The organism is Deltaproteobacteria bacterium, assembly GCA_020848905.1.
GTDB lineage: Bacteria > Myxococcota_A > Polyangia.
The window spans coordinates 42,857-60,313 of the sequence record JADLHG010000006.1; the positions used below are offsets into that span (position 1 = coordinate 42,857).

12 protein-coding genes are annotated in these 17,457 nt (G+C 71.3%); 3 read left to right on the forward strand and 9 right to left on the reverse strand.

What is annotated here, in order from left to right:
- Nucleotides 1-132: 132 nt before the first annotated feature.
- Nucleotides 133-3,186, reverse strand: a complete 3,054-nt coding sequence (locus tag IT371_04595) for a hypothetical protein (protein MCC6746913.1) — start codon at nt 3,184-3,186, stop codon at nt 133-135.
- A 118-nt stretch (nt 3,187-3,304) separates the two neighbouring features.
- Here IT371_04595 and IT371_04600 point away from each other — a divergent pair, with 118 nt between their 5' ends.
- Nucleotides 3,305-4,807 (forward strand): hypothetical protein, encoded by a 1,503-nt coding sequence (locus tag IT371_04600; protein ID MCC6746914.1) that lies wholly within the window; start codon nt 3,305-3,307, stop codon nt 4,805-4,807.
- A gap of 21 nt (nt 4,808-4,828) precedes the next feature.
- On the opposite strand, the gene IT371_04605 is transcribed toward IT371_04600, so the two are convergent.
- The 3 genes from IT371_04605 to IT371_04615 are packed head-to-tail and all read right to left on the reverse strand — an operon-like array spanning nt 4,829 to nt 8,257.
- Nucleotides 4,829-5,620 carry an SUMF1/EgtB/PvdO family nonheme iron enzyme gene (locus IT371_04605; GenBank protein ID MCC6746915.1) on the reverse strand — a complete coding sequence of 264 codons (792 nt, stop codon included), beginning with the start codon at nt 5,618-5,620 and terminating at the stop codon, nt 4,829-4,831.
- A 2-nt stretch (nt 5,621-5,622) separates the two neighbouring features.
- A complete protein-coding gene (locus IT371_04610; GenBank protein ID MCC6746916.1) occupies nt 5,623-6,867 on the reverse strand; it encodes a hypothetical protein in 1,245 nt (414 codons plus the stop codon).
- Between the two features lie 16 nt (nt 6,868-6,883).
- Nucleotides 6,884-8,257 (reverse strand): protein kinase, encoded by a 1,374-nt coding sequence (locus IT371_04615; GenBank protein MCC6746917.1) that lies wholly within the window; start codon nt 8,255-8,257, stop codon nt 6,884-6,886.
- Nucleotides 8,258-8,289: 32 nt separating this feature from the next.
- Between IT371_04615 and IT371_04620 the strand changes: the two genes are divergently transcribed.
- Nucleotides 8,290-9,189 carry a hypothetical protein gene (locus IT371_04620; GenBank protein ID MCC6746918.1) on the forward strand — a complete coding sequence of 300 codons (900 nt, stop codon included), beginning with the start codon at nt 8,290-8,292 and terminating at the stop codon, nt 9,187-9,189.
- 12 nt (nt 9,190-9,201) lie between these two features.
- On the opposite strand, the gene IT371_04625 is transcribed toward IT371_04620, so the two are convergent.
- Nucleotides 9,202-10,647, reverse strand: a complete 1,446-nt coding sequence (locus IT371_04625) for an SET domain-containing protein-lysine N-methyltransferase (protein ID MCC6746919.1) — start codon at nt 10,645-10,647, stop codon at nt 9,202-9,204.
- 313 nt (nt 10,648-10,960) lie between these two features.
- Here IT371_04625 and IT371_04630 point away from each other — a divergent pair, with 313 nt between their 5' ends.
- Nucleotides 10,961-12,520 (forward strand): hypothetical protein, encoded by a 1,560-nt coding sequence (locus IT371_04630; protein MCC6746920.1) that lies wholly within the window; start codon nt 10,961-10,963, stop codon nt 12,518-12,520.
- 44 nt (nt 12,521-12,564) lie between these two features.
- On the opposite strand, the gene IT371_04635 is transcribed toward IT371_04630, so the two are convergent.
- The 4 genes from IT371_04635 to IT371_04650 form a co-directional block, all read right to left on the reverse strand.
- Nucleotides 12,565-13,641, reverse strand: coding sequence for an NAD(P)-dependent alcohol dehydrogenase (locus IT371_04635; protein MCC6746921.1), 1,077 nt, complete (start codon nt 13,639-13,641; stop codon nt 12,565-12,567).
- Between the two features lie 247 nt (nt 13,642-13,888).
- Nucleotides 13,889-14,200, reverse strand: coding sequence for a hypothetical protein (locus IT371_04640; GenBank protein MCC6746922.1), 312 nt, complete (start codon nt 14,198-14,200; stop codon nt 13,889-13,891).
- 265 nt (nt 14,201-14,465) lie between these two features.
- Nucleotides 14,466-14,918, reverse strand: a complete 453-nt coding sequence (locus IT371_04645; protein ID MCC6746923.1) for a hypothetical protein — start codon at nt 14,916-14,918, stop codon at nt 14,466-14,468.
- 266 nt (nt 14,919-15,184) lie between these two features.
- Nucleotides 15,185-17,266 (reverse strand): hypothetical protein, encoded by a 2,082-nt coding sequence (locus IT371_04650; GenBank protein MCC6746924.1) that lies wholly within the window; start codon nt 17,264-17,266, stop codon nt 15,185-15,187.
- Between the last annotated feature and the right edge of the window lie 191 nt (nt 17,267-17,457).

Genomic DNA, 17,457 nt, shown 5'->3' on the forward strand with positions numbered 1-17,457 from the left:
TAATGTTCACCCATGATCATATTATGATGTGAATGTAATGCGTTGGATCCGCAGGGCGTTCATTGCCGCACACGCAACCTGGGTGAGATAGGGGGCGGTTGACCGGGGGGCGGGCGGTTTGGGGGCGGGGTGCTACTCGGTCGGCGGCGGCGGAGATGGCGCGGGAATCCACGGGCAACTCGCCGTGGCCATGCAGGGATCGTCGCGGAGGTCGCGCCCGCGGCTGCGGTAGAACTGCGCCACCATGTGTATCAGGAAGGTGGAGGTGTCGAAGTCCGTTCCCGGGGGATCGAAGGCGAAGCCGTGCTGGCCGCGCGGGTCGAGCAGCGGGATGCGCAGCGCCTGGAGGCCGGCCGGCAGCACGCGCGTCATGCGCATCGGATGTCCCACGCGCGGCGAGCGCGGGGCGTGCTGGCCGCGAGAGAAGTCCTCCGGGTCGGCCAACACCTCGCGGCCGTCGAAGCGGGCGAGCCACGAGAGCCCCTCGGTGACGAAGGCGTCGATGAGCACCTGGTTGGCCGGCTTGCCGAAGCGCACGTCGGGGGTGAGGTATTCCACCGCTCCGGAGGCCCGGCCGAGCGCCACGGCCGAGGCCACGGGGACCAGCGTGTCTCCGGCGGTGGCGATGAGGCAGACGCTCGCACCGGGCTGCGCGCGGTCGTAGTCCGTGGAGGGCAGCGGGTCGAGCGCGTAGTGCGGGGCGTAGTTCACCGGGTCGCCGGCGTCGATCGCCATCTGGCCGATGGCGATCAGCTTGCGGAACTCGGGGGTGTTGCGCTGCAGGCCCAGGCCCGAGGCGAGCGCGACGAGGGGGCTGCCCCGCCGATAGGTCACTCCCTGGAAGAGGACCTCCTCGCCGAAGCGATTGTAGGTGCGGCGCAAGGGACCGCTCGGTCCGACGAAGACGCGCAGCTCGAGCCGGTCTCCGACGAGGGGCGTGTCGGCGAGGATGGCCCGGGCGGGCATGAAACCCGCCCCCACGCCGAGCCGCGCGTGCCGCTCGGCGGGCTCCATCGCGTCGGCCGGGACGTGCAGGCGCAGCATGCGATTCGCATCGGCGTACGCGGCGTAGGACTTGCCGTTCGTCAGGTTCCAGAGCTCCACGCGGTCGCCGGGCTGGACCTCGAAGTTCGTGATCAGGCGGTGCGTGACGGCCCGGTTGGCGGAAGGAACGATCGTCGCCAGGTCCACGGCCTCTTCGCGATCGCCCGGCTGGGTGACGAAGACCGGCCCCATGCTGCGGAGGATCGCCGCCTCGCGCACGCCCGAGACGACGGTGCGCACGGGAATGCTGGTGAGCCCGCCCCCGCCGGCCGACGGTGCTCCCGCCACGATGGCGGGCTCGATGCCGTCGAGCACGAGCGTCGTGATTCCGCCCATGCTGGTGCCCCAGCCGAAGTAGTCGTTGAGCGGCCCGCCGAGGTCCACGCGCCCATCTCCGTCGAGGTCTCCGGCGAGGCCCGGGCGGCCGAGGCCCTGCACGTCCTGCAGGTTCCGCCGATGTCCGTCGAAGCTGCGCAGCGTGCGGATGAGCACCATCAGGTCGAGCACCGTCTGGCGCACCATGTCGCGGGTGTGAAAGGCGTCGGCCGAGAAGAAGTCCGCACCCACGTCGGGGCGACCGTCCAGATCGAGGTCGCGCGCGCGGCCGGGCGCGAAGGCGCGCAGCGTCCCCTTCATGTCCAGCAGGCCGAAGAAGCCCTCTGCCATGTCCGCGATGCTGTTCGGCAGGATGAGGCCGTGGCCGTAGGCGTCGATGGTGCACGAGGCGATGCCGTAGCGGGCCAGGTGACCCGAGAAGAGCAGATTCTCGACGCGGTTGCTCATGTAGCCGTGCGCGTAGATCGCCACCGGGAATGGGGGGCCCGAGCCACGGTCCGCGCGCGGGATGGTGCACACGAAGGGGACGCGGTGCGGCCGGTAGAACGCGTGGCCCGTGACGCGGTCCAGGTCCCAGACCTCGTCCTCGTCCGCCGGATGACCGGGGCTGGCATGGCCGTCGCGATCGGCGAGCAGGTTGGGGCCGGTGAACTCGCCGACCACCGCGTATGCGACGTTGTCGAACGACTGCCCGAGGGCCTTCATGCCGGTCGCGTCTCCCCCGAGGTAGATGGGGCCCAGGATCTCGATGAGCTGCTTCAGTCGCGCCCCGGGGACGCGGTAGGGGTTTTGCCCCTCGCCCGAGAAGGACTTCACGAGCTCGAGGCCGGGCGGGAACTCCCGCGCCAGGTGGGCGAAGGGCCCGACGCCGTAGAGGCCGCGCCGCAGCGCCTCGAGGTCGCGCGTGGGTCCCTGGGTGGTGAAGGTCCAGGCGAAGGCCACGTCCTCGCGCGTGAGTCCGTAGCGCTCGAGCACCTCGGGCAGGCCGCGCAGCTCCTCGGTCTGCCGCAGGTGGTGGACGTAGGGGAAGGGGGAGCGGACGGGCTGGCCGTCCTCGCCCACGAGGCGCTTGGTGAGGACCACCGCGTAGCGCGCCTCCTGCTCGAGAGGCACCACGGGCCGCAGGAGCAGCGTGTCCGTGACCTTCTCGTAGAAGGTGAGGAGGTCGTCGATCGGGTGCCCGCCCTTCGGGTGCACGTTCGGCACGTCGAGCAGGCCGTCCCCGTCGGTGTCTTCGCCCGGGTCGAGGCGGCCGTTCCCGTTCAGGTCCTCGTTCGTGGTGTCGAAGAGCAGGTTCGCCACCGTCTCGCGCGGGTCGTTCGACCAGAGCGAGCCCATCTCGGGCACGGTGAGGGGGAAGTTCCCCTGGTCGAAGTCGAGCAGCACCGCGTCGCCGTAGCGTTTGCTGCCGGGCTGGAGGTTCACGAGCAACACCGCGTCGTCGTCGAAGTCGCGATTGCGTCGGTGCCTCTCCGTGAGGTTGTCGAGGTCGAGCGGGGCGTCGAAGCGCACGCTCACCGGCCCGAAGGTGGAGAAGCCCTCAAGGCGGCTGACGGTGCGGCGGAGCTTGCGCTCGAGCCGGGTGGGCGCGTCGAGCGAGACGTTCACCCGTCGGCCGGTGGGGGAATCCGGATCGGCGCGCGTGGCGAGGTCGTTGGGCAGCGGGATCTCCGGCAGCGGGCGGGCCTCGAGATCGAAGATCACGTGCGGGCCGGGTCCGGGGTCCGCAAAGGCGAGTCCGTCGGGGCGGGGACCTTCACAGGCGGCCAGCAGGCAGAGCAGGGCGGCCACCAGGGCCTGTCGCATACGAGCCTCGTCGATGACGAATGTCGAGGCAGAGTCTACACGGCGGCGCAAGGCGCGGTCGAGCGGGTTCGGCCGCGGTTTGGCGCGGCGGGCGCGCTTCACGCGGTATGATGGGCGCATGATGTGCCGTCGCATCCCACCTCTCGTCGTCACCCTCGCTCTCGCCGGTTGTTCGCAGGCCCCGTCGGTCGTGGTGGACGGGGGACCGCCACCGGGCGACGCCGCGCCGCGCGATAGGGCGCTGGCCGCGGATGCGCCACGTGCCGATGTGGCGTTGCCGCCGGTCGAGCCCCACCGACATTCGTGGGCCCGCGCGGGGGCGGGTTTCACGGGTGGTGCGACCATGGCCGTCGCCACCGATGCGGCGGGCAACGTCTATCTGGGCGGCTTCTTCGCGGGGACCGGGACGCTCGGCTCCTTCGTGCTCGAGGGGCCCGAGTTCGGCGGCGTGCTCTTCGTGGCGAAGCTCGACCCCCAGGGGCGGCCGCTCTGGGTGCGGCAGACCGGGGGGAACCCGCGAGCCCAGGTGCAGGGCCTGGCCGTGTCGCCCTCGGGCGAGGTGTACCTGGTGGGCGGCTTCAACGGCGAGATCACGCTCGGGGCGTTCACCCTCAAGAGCGCGGGGGAGCCCATTCCGAGCGGCCCCTTCACGATCGCAGTGGACGACATCCTCGTGGCGGCGCTGTCGCCCGAGGGGGAGGTGCGCTGGGCCAAGCGCTTCGGCGGCGTGCTGCAGGACTTCGGACAGGCGGCGGCGCTCTCGCCCGACGGAGATATCGTTATCGGGGGCGGGTGCGCGGGGGGCTTTCTCTTCGGCGACAAGCCCGTGGGTTCATCGGGCGGCAGCGACGACGCGTGTCTCGCGCGTCTCTCGCCGTCGGGGGAGGTGCGCTGGGCCACGACGGGCGGGGGCTACGGCACCGACGAGGTCCGGTCGCTGGCCGTGGACCGGCAGGGGCAGGTTTTCGCCGTGGGGCAGGTGCACGGACCGGCGAGCTTCGCCGGGCACGCGCTCCCCGGCGTCGACGATTACAACGGCTTCCTCGTGAAGCTCTCCCCCCAGGGTGGGGTGCAATGGGCCAAGCCCATCGGGGCCGACCCGACGCACGAGGGCGCCACCGCCGTGGCGCTCGAGCCCGAAGGGCGCGGCGTGATCGTGGCAGGCAGCTTCGAGACGACGCTCAAGCTCGCCGGCAAGCAGCTCAAGGCCCACGGCGGAGGAGACCTCTTCCTCGCGCGCTTCTCGACGGCCGACGGAGCGGCGGAGTGGGCGCGCGCCGTCGGCGGGGCCGGCGACGAATTCGCCGGTGCGCTGACCGTGGATGCGCGCGGAACGATCTATCTGGCGGCCAGCTTCGAGCAGATGCTGGTGCTGGACGCGTTCACGCTCGCGGCTGCGGGAGGGGAGGACGTGCTCCTCGCCGCCTTCTCACCGCAGGGGACGGCGCGCTGGGTCATCTCGGGGGGCGGCACTTCGTCCGACAGCGGGAGCGCGCTCGCGCTCGCGTCCGACCGGTCGCTGGTCGTGGGGGGCCAGACGCGGGGGCGGCCAATGTTCGGGGACACCGTGTTGACGACCCCCGGGCTCGATTTCTACGTCTGGAAGCTCGCGCCGCCGTGAGTGAGGGCGCGCGGCCGTGCGTCAGAGCCCCGCGCAGCACCTGAAGCCGACGTCCAGCCCCTCGCCGCTCGACCACTTGGGCACCTGGATGTTCGAGTACTCCGACTCCTCGGCCTTGCAGCTCAAGGAGGAGCCGCTGTCGAGGTAGCTCCCGCCGAGGGTCTTGCAGCTCGAGGTGGTGCAGGTCGAGACCCACTCCCGCACGTTGCCGCTCATGTCGAAGAGGCCCGGCACTCCCCCCTCGCACTGCTGGTAGCTGCCCGTCAGGAAGGGGCCGGTGCGCTTCGGCTCCGAGGCGAGCGCCGCGCCGAAGCACTTGTCGTAGACGTACTCCGGGCCGTACGGATACTGGGGCGTGCAGTAGAACTCGCAGGGCTGTGGGCCGACGCAGGCCGTGGTCCACTCCTCCCGCGTGCAGAGGCGCTTGCCGGCCAGCTCGCAGGCCGTCTTGGCCTCGATCCAGGTCACGCGGTTCCAGGGGGCGCGGCCCGCCATGGACTGCGCCCGGCCGCGCGGTCCCGGCGAGGCCTCGAAGCGATCGATGCACGCCTCCTGGTCCATGATGCGGACCATGTCCGCCGAGCAGGTCTTGCACTGTCCTTCGCGGCAGACGCCCGCGCACGCCCCGCACGAGCCCCCGTAGCCGTCGGGGCCGCAGCTCTTGCCCTTGCAGGGGTCCACGATGCACGCGCCGTCGATGCAGCGGTGGCCGTCGGGACAGGCCTCGTCGCAGAGGGGCCACGAGCAGCCGGACGCCAGCCCGCAAGCGAGGGCGACGAGCGCGGCACGCAGGACGAGGCGAGAGCGCGGCATCTTCAGAACGCCCCCTGGATCTGGATCTGCGGCACGGGCCCGGGGGCGGGGGTGATCTGCACGGGGGGGGGTGGCGCCTTCGGGCGCTCGGCGAGGCGCGGGCGGGTCGCGAGCTCGTAGATCGCGAGACCCAGGGCGGCGACCGAGACGCCGAGGAGCACGTGCCCGCCGATGAGCTTGCCCTGCGCGCCGGTGACCTCGTCGCCGTAGCGCTGGCGGTCGGCCTCGCGCGTGGCGGCCCGATAGTCGGCGTAGGCAGAGTCTCCGTCGTGCTTGCCGATGGCGTAGAGCACGGTCATCCCGGCGGCGGCGGCGGCCGAGGTGGCGAAGGCGAGCCCCGCCCAGAGGTTCTTGCGGCGGCGGCGCGCGACGAGGGCCGGGTCGGGGGGCCCGGCCGGAGCGAACGCGGAGTCCGTCGGCGCGCGGTCGAGCGAGCGACCGACGAGGCCCCCGAAGACTCTACGGGCCTTGGGGGACGGGGCCCCGGACGACGGAGGCGGCAGGGTGGGAGACGGGAGCGCGGAAGGCGGCGCCCCGTGCGGCGGAGGCGTCGCGAGCGGCGGGGCGGACGCGTGGGCCGGTCGGCTCGTGGGGCCGGTCGCCTTCGGGTTGCGCTCGAGGGACACGAGCTCGGAGCGAGCCTCGCCCGGGGCGAGCGTGACCACCAGCGTCTTCGCCAGCCAGCCGGGCTCCGCCACCTCGATCTTGTGCGTGCCGGGGTCGAGCACCAGCTCGAGCTCGGCCGGCCCGCCGGACTTCGGTGCGGGCGCGGGGGTGGGCGTGGGGGCCAGCGGCGCCTCGAGGGGCATGCCGTTCACCAGAACATGCGCGCCTGGGGGGAGAATCCTGAGCGCGACGCGGCCCACGCGGCGATGCAGGAGCTTCAGGCGGCGGGCGATGTGCGCCAGCGCCGCGGCGGGGGCGGAGGGCCCCGCTTCCTTCAAGAAGAGCTGGTAGTGGCGTACGGAGAGCGCGGCGAGGCCGAGCTTGTCCTCGGCAGAGGCCACGTTGAAGCGCAGCGCGGCGCTCGGCTTCAGCGCGTAGGCCTGCTCGAAGCGGGTGAGCGCGCAGCGGTAGTCCCGCTTGCGGTAGCACGCGGCGCCCTCGGTGCGCAGGCCGTTCACGCGCTCGTCGGTGGACGTCTCCGCGGCCGGCTCGTCGGCCCGGGCGGAGCGCACGCCGAGGAGCAGCGCCAGGGCGCACAGCCCCGCGGCGAGCAGCCGAGGTCGCGACGAGAGAGCGGTCATGCATCCCACCGAGGTTCTACAGCAGCGGATCCGTGTCCGGGTTCCTCTTGCGCCGCTCCTTGCGGGCGGGACGCGGGGCGGGGACGGGAGCTCCGGCGGCGCTGTCGGCGCGCGGTGCAGACCCGGCCTCTGCCCCGGCGTCGGCCGGCCGGGAAGCGGCATCCACGGACCGAGGGAGCGCCGCGGGGAGAGCGGCCGTGCGCGACGCCTCGCTCGGTCGGTCGCTTCGATACCACCACGCGGTGACGCCCACAAGCCCGGCCAGGGCGGCGAGCAGGGCCCAAAGGACGATCCGCCAGGGGGCGACCGACGTGGCGTGCGAGGTCGACGCGGGGGGACCGGGGCGCGGGACCGAGACAGGGCCGGGGCCCGTGACCGTGGCGGGTAGCGCGGCGGTGCGTCGTTCGTCGAGGAGCTGCGTGACGGTCCTCGCGTCCCGGGGGCGCTCCTCGGGGTTCTTCGCCAGGAGCTGCATCACGAGGTCGGAGAGCCAGGCCGGGATCTCGGGTCGCAGCGCCGCGGGAGGTGGCGGATGGTCGTGCACCACGCGGTAGAGGACCGAAGGGATGGACTCGGCGGCGAAGGCGCGCCGTCCGGTGAGCGCCTCGTAGGCGATGGCGCCGACGGAGAAGAGGTCCGCGCGGTGGTCGAGCTCCTGGTGCCGCGCGGTGGCCATCTCCGGGGACATGTAGAGCGGCGTGCCCAGGATCTCGCGCGAGCCGGTGAGCGAGGCGAGCTCGGTCCGGGCCTTCGAGATGCCGAAGTCCAGCACCTTCACGAACGGGACGTCGTCGTCGCCGTGGCAGAGAAAGACGTTCGAGGGCTTCAGGTCCCGGTGGATGATCTCGCGCGCGTGCGCGGCGGCGAGCGCCGAGCAGAGCTGCTTGAGGAGCGCGACGGCCACCTCGGGGGAGAGCGGTCCGCGGAGGGCCAGGCGTTCGGCCAGGTCCTCCCCGTCGAGGAGCTCCATCACCATGAACGGCGTGCCGTCGGGCATGCGGTTGAAGTCCAGCACGTCCACGATGTGCCGGCTCCCGAGGCCCGCGGAGATGAGCGCCTCGCGGCGAAAGCGGTCGAGTGCCTCCGGATGCTGCCGCAAGGGCTCGGAGAGGATCTTCACGGCCACGGTGCGGCCGAGGCGCACGTGCTCGGCGGCGAAGACCGTGCCCATGCCGCCGCTTCCGACGGGGACGCTCAGCCGGTAGGTGTCACCGAGGAGCTGCCCCGCGAGCGGGTGCGGCGCCGTCCCCGGGCCTCGCGTGTCGAGCGCGGAGACGAGCCGGCGGCAATCGTCGCACGCGGAGAGGTGCGCGCGCGCGCCGTCCGCGCGGTCCGCCGCGAGCCTGCCCTCGAGGAGGGCCTGGACGGTGTTGTCATCGAGGCAGGCCATGGTTGTATGATCGATGCCAGAGGCCGCGACCGATGGACGCACGTCAAACCCAGGCCACGGTCTTTCTCGACCGGCTGAATGAAGCACAGCGCCTGCGGCACCGCCAGCCCGATCTCGCGGAGCGCCTCGCCGCGCGGCTGGCCGAGGCGCGCGCGGCCTGGCCCGAGGTGCGGCACCCCGACGAGGCCTTCCTCGCGCACCTGGCCGAGGTGCTCTCGCGCCCGGAGAACGCGGAGGAGAGCCTCGAGACGCTCCTCGTCGACGACCTCTACGTCGCGGCGGCCTGCGCGGCGAGAGACGGAGTCGCGGTGGCGGCCTGCGAGGCGCGCTACGGGCCGGGGATCGACCGGGCGCTCGCGCGTCAGGGGCTCGAGCGCGCGGCGGCCGACGAGCTGCGACAGAAGCTCCGCGAGCAGCTCTACGTGGCGGACGCCTCGGGGCGGCCCTACCTGGCGGCCTACTCAGGGCGGGGCAAGCTCTCCGGGTGGCTGCGTGTGATCGCGGTGCGGCTCGCGCTCAAGTCCTTTCGCGGGCAGTACCGCGAACGACCGCTCGACACCGACCTCGCGGAGAAGCTCGCCGGCACCCCCGAGCTGGCCGTGCCGAGCGCCGAGCGCGCGCACCTCAAGCTCCTCTATCAGACGGAGTTCAAGACGGCGCTCAAGGCGGCCGTGGCCTCGCTCCCCGAGCGGGATCGCGAGCTCCTGCGGCGGCATTTCGTCGGCGGCGAGACCATCGACCAGCTCGGGGAGCTCTTCGGCGTGCACCGCGCCACCGCCGCGCGCTGGATCGAGCGCGCCCGCACCGCGCTGCTGCGCAGCCTGCGGCGGATCCTCATGCAGCAGCTCCGGCTGGACGCCGAGGGCTACGAGAGCGTGCTCAAGCTCGTGCGCAGCCAGCTCGACCTCTCGCTGCGGATCTTGTCGGAGTAGGGCGGCGGACCCTCAGCGGGCGGTGCGTTTCGCGCCGAGCTCTCCGGGCACGATGTCGAGCGCGTCCCAGTAGCCCTGGCCGTAGTCGAAGAGGAGCTGCTCGCCGGCCTTCACGGGCCTCGAGACGAAGAGGAAGGGCTGGACGAGGCCGTCCACGGGGATCGCTCCCATCTTCGCGTTGGGGTGCGCCGAGGAGTGGTTGACGAAGCGCGTCTCGTTGCCCTTGTGCCGGGCGTCGATCACCTCGCGCTCGTGGGTGCCGCCGAGCACGTAGGCCCGGTCTTGCCGGTTCTGGCCCCAGTCGAGCTCGCCGGCGTACGCGCCGATCAGGTCTCCGACGGCGAGGTCTCGCGCGGCGAAGAGGCCCCAGCCCCTCCTGCCCCCTTGGGTCAGCTCGGGGACCTCCTTGATGTAGACCGGCGCCACGTGGCCGGCCCGGAGCAGCTCGTGGTAGGCGGCGCGCGCTTCCCAGGGCTTCCAGGCCTCGTTGCGCCGGATGCGGCGCGCGACGATGCGCTGGGCCTGGGCGGGGGTCTTCTTGCCGAAGGCGACCTGCTCGAGGGAACTCGCCCGCGGCCAGCTCAGGTCCGACGCGCCCCCCGCCGAACGGCGATGCCGGGGGTCGGCGAACTCCCAGAGTCGCCCCTGGTGCACTCCGGGCGCGAGCACGGTGCCCGAGAGGTAGGTCACGCCGAAGAGCTTCTTGAAGGCGAGGGGCGAGAGTTCTTCGATGCCCGCGCCGCGGTCGACCTGGATGCGGCGCGAGGCCAGGTCCACCGCGCCCGGTGAGGGGGCAGCGGGTCGTTGCCGGCGGGTCCTGCGAGGGCGCTGATCTTCCTGCAGTCGCGCGAGCGGGGTGTTGAGGAGGTTGCGCCCGTCGCGATTCAGCCACTCGAGCGCCTCGGCCAGCGAAGTGCGGTCCTTGACGTTGCGCCAGGGACGCCCCGCGTAGGTGTAGAGGACGCTCCGGTCCCGTCGGTCCAGCGTCAGGCGCCCCCCCGCCAGGCGCTCTCCTCCGCCGAGAAAGAGGTCGAGGTCCGCGTCGGGCCCGCTGCTGACGGCGCGCGAGGTCTTGGCCTTCAGTATCTTCTCCAGCTCCGAGCGGCGCCGGGTGCTCCCCGAGTAGAACGCAACCCGCTCGGCTCCGACGGTCTTCACGCCGAGCACCTGGTCGTTCACGGCCGAGTAGTAGACGGTGACCTTGCTCGGGCTCCCGTGGAGCGGCAGCTCGTACTGGGCCACGCGGACGAGCTTGCCCCGTCGCACGCGCACCGAGCTGCCTCGGCGCTCGAGCACGAGGTCCACCGCGGCCGGATGCAACATCGCGGTGCCCGGAGGGAAGGCGAAGGCCGGCGCGACCAACACGAGGCAGGCGATGCTCGCCGCCAGGACGGTCGACACCGCGCCCCACCGAAGGCGTCCGAGGTCGTTCACGCCGGACGATGGAGCAAGAGTCATGCCAGGATCCGCTCCCCACAGGCGGCGGCCTCTGCCATCATCTCATTGGAAATTGCTGTGATTTACGGCAGGCCTCTTCCCCCCAGGCCCGCTGGCGTAGCCCCTTCGCTAGGGTCTGCCACGCCCACTGGCCAGTCCACCTCCAGGCCGCGTACGCTGGCCACGTCGGGGTGACCGCGGCCGCCACGCGGGCCGAATCTCGCGTCCGACACTCACGTCGGCCGGTGGCTCTGGGATAGAATCGCGCCGCTCCCTGACCTCGGGGAGGAAAGCCCACGGGGGCCCTCGTCACCCGGCGTGAGCAGGAACTCCGATGCTGCGCCCCGTCTACATCTACTCGGCCTACTCGACGCGCATCACCGGCCGCCCGCGCGCCGGCTACTTCGACCTCTGTCTCGAGGCGGTGCGCGGCGCGCTAGAGGGTATCTCGCCCCTCAAGATCGATTCGTTCTACCTGGCCTCGATGGACCCTGCCGTGGCGGGCGTCACGGGAGAGGTCTCGGCCGCGCTGAGTGCCGACCTGCACCTCCTGCCCAAGGAGACGCTCGCGGTGCGCGGGACCTCGTCGGCCGGCGGGGTCGCCGGCTTGCCGGCCTACAAGGATATCGCGCTCGGCATGTACGACTACTCGCTGCTCGTGTCGTGCGAGCAGATGAACCGCGTGTTGCCCGACGGTGCGCCCTATCCCGAGGAGCTCAGGGCCCAGGACCGGGCGGCGACGGCTCAGATGCTGGGCTCCGTGATCGACCCCGCGGAACGGCGGTACGGCCTGACCATGGTGCTCATCGGCGACCTCTACGAGCGCGCGCTGCTCCGCTACCTCGGGCTCTCCAAGGCCGCCTTTCGCGAGCTCGCCTCGGCCCTCACCCTCGCGATGCAGGCTCGCGCGGCGCGCTACCCGCTGGCGCACTTCTTCGGGCAGCCGCCGGACCCGGCGAGCTACGAGCGGAGCCCCTGGGTGAGTCCCCACTACCGTCGCGACGACGTGGTGCCCGTGAGCACGGCCGCCAGCGCGCTGGTGCTCTCCTCCCATCCGCCGCCGGATGGGCGAGCGGTGCGCATCGTGGGGGTAGGGCAGGGGATCCAGCATCCCGCGCTCAGCCGCCGCTTCGGTCCCGTGACCTGCTCGCCCTCGGTGCGGCGCGCGCTGTGCGGCATGGCCCGAGGCTGGGGCGTGAGCCCTGCGGCGCTGCGAGAGGTAGACCTGGCCTTCCCGCACGATGCCTTCCCCAGCATCTCGCGGATGATTCTCAAGGAGGCCGGATTCAGCCACGAGGAGAGCGTCGAGGGCCTCCTGGCGGGCCGCTTCAATCCGCTCGGAGGGCTGCTCAAGTGCGGGCACCCGGTCGGGTGTTCGGGGGAGCTGCAGCTCGTGCGCGCCTTCCAGATGATGACCCAGGACCGGAGCGTCGTGCCGGAGGAGCTGCTGCGCCAACCGGCGCAGAAGGCCTTCACGGTGACGGTGGGCTCGGCGCTGACCAACATCGTGGCCTTTGCTCTCGAGGCGGGGATGAACCACGCGCCGACGGGAACTGGAGCCGTCACCGACTCAGCCGCGCGCGAAGCCGAGTACGCCGCCTACCTCTCCGTCGACGGGGCGTACGACCGCTTCGAGGCCGCGATGCAGACGCTGGCGGAGGGGTGTGGCGTGGTCCTGGCCGGCACCCGCTCGGCGCTCGGGTGGGTCAGCCTGCTCCAGCTCCGAGACCAGAAGGCCATGGCTCTCGCCGCCGCCGACCTCGAGCCCGGGACCCTGGTGCGCGTGCGGACGAACGATCGCGGCGGCGCCGATGGCTTCAACGAGGTCGGAGAGACCGTCGAGGAGCAGGTCTCCCGCGAGCAGCTCGTGGCCTTCGGCGTCGAGCCGGGGTAGTCGCGGAGAGCCTGGACACCCGCGAGCGGTGAGCGCGCGCGCCTTTACTTCAACGAGGCCATGTCGATCACGAAGCGGTACTTCACGTCGGACCGGAGCATGCGGTCGTAGGCCTGGTTCACGTCCTGGATGCGGATCACCTCGACGTCGGAGGTGATGCCGTGCTCGGCGCAGAAGTCGAGCATCTCCTGAGTCTCGCGGATGCCGCCGATGGCGGAGCCGGCGAGGCTCTTACGTCCGAGGATGAGGAACGCGCCCACGACCGGCGCGGGCGTCGGCGGCGCACCGAGGAGCGTCATCGTGCCGTCGCGCTTGAGCAGGCCGAGGTACGCGTTGAGGTCGTGCTCGGCGGAGACCGTGTTCAAGATGAAGTCGAAGCTCCCGGCGTGCTTTTGCACCTCGGCCGCGTCCTTGGAGATCACGACCTCGTCGGCCCCGAGGCGCTTCGCGTCGGCCACTTTGCTCGCCGAGGTGGTGAAGACCACGGTCTCGGCGCCGAAGGCCTTGGCGAACTTCACGCCCATGTGACCGAGCCCGCCGAGCCCCACGATGCCCACCTTCTTGCCCTTCGTCACGTTCCAGTGGCGGAGCGGCGAGTAGGTGGTGATCCCGGCGCAGAGGAGCGGCGCCGCCCCCGCGAGGGCCAGCTTGGGAGAGAGGCGCAGCACGAAGGCCTCGTCCACCACGATGCTGTCGGAGTAGCCGCCGTAGGTCACGCCCCCGAGGTGCTTGTCGGGCCCGTTGTAGGTGAAGGTTGGGAAGGTGGCGCAGTACTGCTCTTCACCCTCGCGGCAGCTCGGGCAGGTGCCGCAGGAGCCGACCATGCAGCCGACCGCCGCGAGGTCCCCCTCCTTGAACATCTTCACGGCGCTACCGGTGCGCGTCACGCGCCCCACGATCTCGTGGCCGGGGACGCAGGGATACTGCGTGGGCAGAAACTCGCGCCACTCGTCGCGGGCCTGGTGGATGTCCGAATGGCAGACGCCGCAGTAGAGGATCTTGATCTCTACGTCGCCGGGTAGCGGGTCACGGCGCGGCACGGTGGTGGCGCCGAGCGGCGTGGTGGCGCTCGGCGCGGCGAAGGCCTTCACGGGATGGGATGACACGGACGGCTGGCTCATCTTGGACCTCCCCTGGGTAGTGACCGGGGAGGATAGGCGCTTCACGCGCGGTCGTGCAAAGCGAAATGCGTCGGCCCAGCCCTTCTTGCGCGCGCGGCGTGCGGCCCGACGCTCGCGCACCTCCTGGACCATCGACACGTAGGCGATGAACTCCGCGTCCTGCCAGTCCTCGTCCACCCTGACGACCTCGAGGGTGTAGCGCCCCGTCGGGTCAAGGTAGCGGCTGGTGGCGTTGGCCGTCCGCGCCCTACGAGCTGGAGTGCACGTAGAGCTCGGCGAGGCGCTTCGCGCGCCGGGCGTTCAGAGCCGTGTTCTTCGTGTCCCCAGCGAGCCGGGTCAGCACCTCGACCAGCTTTGCGGCGCCCCCGTTGAACTCTCCGCGCTCCATCTGCGAGACCGTCCCCTGTTTGCCGAGGTCCTTCTGGTTCAGCCCGGCCACGAGGCGCATGTGCCGGATGTAGCCGCCGATCACGGCGCGCACCACGGCACCCGCGTTCTCGATGGCTCGTTCGTGCGCCGCGGCCTCGTCCTTCTTGATCCGCTTGTCTGCCTTGCCCATGGCGTGCCCCTCCCCGAGGTAGGGCTGATATGTACGACGATAGGTCGTACCCGGGCAAGGAAAGGCTCTGCGACGGGCAGGAGACTTCGCCTCCCTGTCCTCGTCGGTAGCGCCTGCGGGACCCATGGCCGCGTTTGCTGGCGCCAGCGTCGTTGCTGGTTGACGTTGTAGCGCCCCCACTGTCTCCAGCGGGCTGCTGCGTCGCAGTGGTGGGTGGAGATCCTCGCCGTCTACGAGCCGGTGAGGCCGCGCGGCCTCGGCTGCGCTAGCGGTGCGCGACGCGGGTGCGGAGGGGCTTGACGGTGGCGTAGGCGTACTTGCGGCCGGGGCGCGCTACGTCGTAGGTCACGGTGGAGATCGTGATGCGCCCGCGCGGCGTGGCCGAGTTGGGCGCGATGACCTGGACGGTGGTCTCCTTCTGCAGCGTCCGCCCGGGACGATCGAAGAGGGTCATGGTGATGCCGCCGCCGTCGGGTGAGCCGAAGCGGTACACGTTGCTGCGGTCGGCGCTCGCGCTCCGCCAACGCGTCATCACGGAGGTCGTCAGGCGCTTCGAGATCGGCATGGCGCCGAGCCATCGCGCAAGGTCGGCTTGCATGCCTACGACCTGATCGGGCGTGGGTGGATCGGCCTGGTGGTTGTCGAGACTCTTGGCCCAGGCGCCGCCGGCAGCGGACAGGACCGCGACCAGGGCGCACGCGGAGAGGACGCGTCGCATGGCTTCACACCTCGTGGAGTTTGTCGCCGGTGTAGCAACCGGCGGGCCAGGACGGGCCGCGCGAGTCGGGCGGTCACGGTGCTCCGCCGCCAGCAGTTTCCGTTGCGATGCTCGGGCCGTGGACGGCCGAGGCGAAGGAGCGCCGCGTGCCGAGCAGGTCGGGGGACCGTCGCGGGAGCCGGCTCGAAGCCACGCAGCGCGCGCGAAATCGGAGGGGGCGGCCCCCCGGCACGGCTGCCTCGCGGCTGCGGGCCGGGCCCTGACGTCTAATTGCAGAAGCTCGATGACGCCTGCTGGTTGGGGCCGAGGAACGACCCCGTCACGGTCAGGTAGTGATACTGGAGGCCCGTGTACCACTTCTGGCCCTTGATCTCGAGCTGCAGGGTCCCGGTGTCGAAGTTGCCCGGCTTGAGCTTGAGGCTGATCGGCAGGGGCGTGTGATTGGAAACGGCGTCGGCCGGGACTGAGTTGCTCGCGGTCGAGGTCTTCAGGTACGCGCCGCCGAACTCGTAGGAGTCCTCGGTGGCGGACAGCTCGCCGGTGACGGTGACCTCTTCGGCGCAGACCCGTCCCTTCAGCTCGAGGGAGCCGTCGCCGGGCGTCTGCTTGCACAGCTCGACGCCGGAGAGCGTGAAGGTGACCTTCATTCCCTGGAAGGGCCCGACGGTGAAGGGATGGGAGAGCGAGCCGCCCGTGCACTTGCTGGGCGGGGGGGGCGGGGGCGGCGCGGTCCCGCCGAGATTCACGGCCGCCAGGTGATACTCCATGATGCTGTCGGGGGTGACCATGCGGTAGGCCCGGTTGAGCAGCGCACAGCCCTTTCCGGCCTTGCCCGGCAGAGCGACCACCGTCTTGAACAGGGTCTTGGCGCCGAACTTGATGCCGCGAAGAGCTCGCTTGGCGAACGCCTTGTAGCCGGGCTCGAGATACTGGCCGGCGACAGCCGCGGCGGCCTCCTCGGTGATCTTCTCGGCGATCGACTTCGCCACGTTGAAGAAGAGCTCGTAGAGATCCTCGGCCGTGATACCTCCCGGTCCCTTCTGGACCAGGATGGTCTCGATGCCCGCGACCAGCTGGTAGACCCCGGCGATGACCACCTTGCGGACCGACGCTTCTCCGAGCAGCCCCTCGGTCGCGGGGAAGAGCGAGAGCGCCTCGAGCACGGCGGTGGTGACGTTCTGGACGAAGGCGATCCGCGCCTCCTCCTTGAAATTGCCGTTCACGAAATCGGGGACGCCGCCGGAGAAGATGCCGCCGCTGAAGAAGCGGATCTCGTAGAGCTTGCCCGCCTCGAGGGTGACCGCGCTCTTCGGTTTGAGGCCAGCCCCGGCCGAGAGCTGTTCGATGTACTTGCCGATCACGGTGCCGAAGTCGAGGAAGCCGAGGTACGGCCGGCCGCCGAACACCCCCACCCCGACCTCGGCCACGGTGGGGTTGACCACCAGCATGTCCGGGTTCTCGAAGATGGGGCTTTGAAGCCCTTTGGTCACCAGCGACGGGTCGACCTGCCTGGCGGTGTAGTAGTAGTCCATGGCCGTTCCGAGGCTGGTCTCGGGACGGACGGTGATGCTGGTCTCGGTGGCAGCCTGGAGCTTGAGCAGGCTCACCACCTTCCCTTTGCTCTTCAGCTCGTAGGGGACCTGCGTCAGCGCCCGGCCCGCGGGGGCCGGGGGCGCAACGGGCTTGGTCTCGGGGAGGGCGGCGAGGGTAGCGAGGCAGTCGCCGAGGTACCGGGCTAGCTCGGGGGCCATGGTGGGGTCCCGCCCGGCCGCCAGCGCTCCGTCGTAGCTGCTCGCCCCGGAGCTCAGGCACGCCCAACCGCTACGGAGTCGGTCGAGCATCCACTCGACCTGGGCCTGGGTCACCTCGGCGGCCGGATGTCCTACCGCCGGGTGCATCAGGAGCAGAGCGATCATCGTGGTGGTGCTGTCCAGGGCGGCGGGCCCCTCCTCGGCGATGGCGTAGCCCGCGCCCGCGCGGACGATGCGCTTCTTGCCGAAGCTCGGAGCGAAGTAGATGCCGCTCTCCTTGGCGAGCTTGGCGGCGGTCCCCGAGCCCTCCTTCGGCGTGGCGAAGACGAAGGTCGTCCGACTCTCCGCGACCCCGACCCGAAACCCGCCGCCTTCGTCCACAAGGACCGGCTCGCCGTCCTGGCTGCCGTAGATCTCGTAGTCGGCCGCGGCCAGCCCGGCGGCGGGCGTCAAGCTCCCCGCGAAGGCGTTGCCCGCGGCGGGCGGACCGCTGCCGTTCGAGGGCGAGCAGCCGGCTGCTGCCAGGAGTGCGAGCACCGGCAGGCATCCGGCGAAGACCCGCCGCTCCGAGGAAAGCTGGTGATGCGATTGACGCATGGACGTCCTCCGGAGCTTTGCCGTCGTACAGCGCGTGGGGGGGGAGATGGGGCGGACTGTGGCACGGAACGCGACGGCGAACCAGAGGAGGCCGGGCGAGCGGAGCTCGAGCAGGAGCTTGGCCCCATCAGGCCGCAACCGGGCATGCGCACCGCTGTGCGGGTTGCGAACGCCCGGCTGCACGCGAGCGG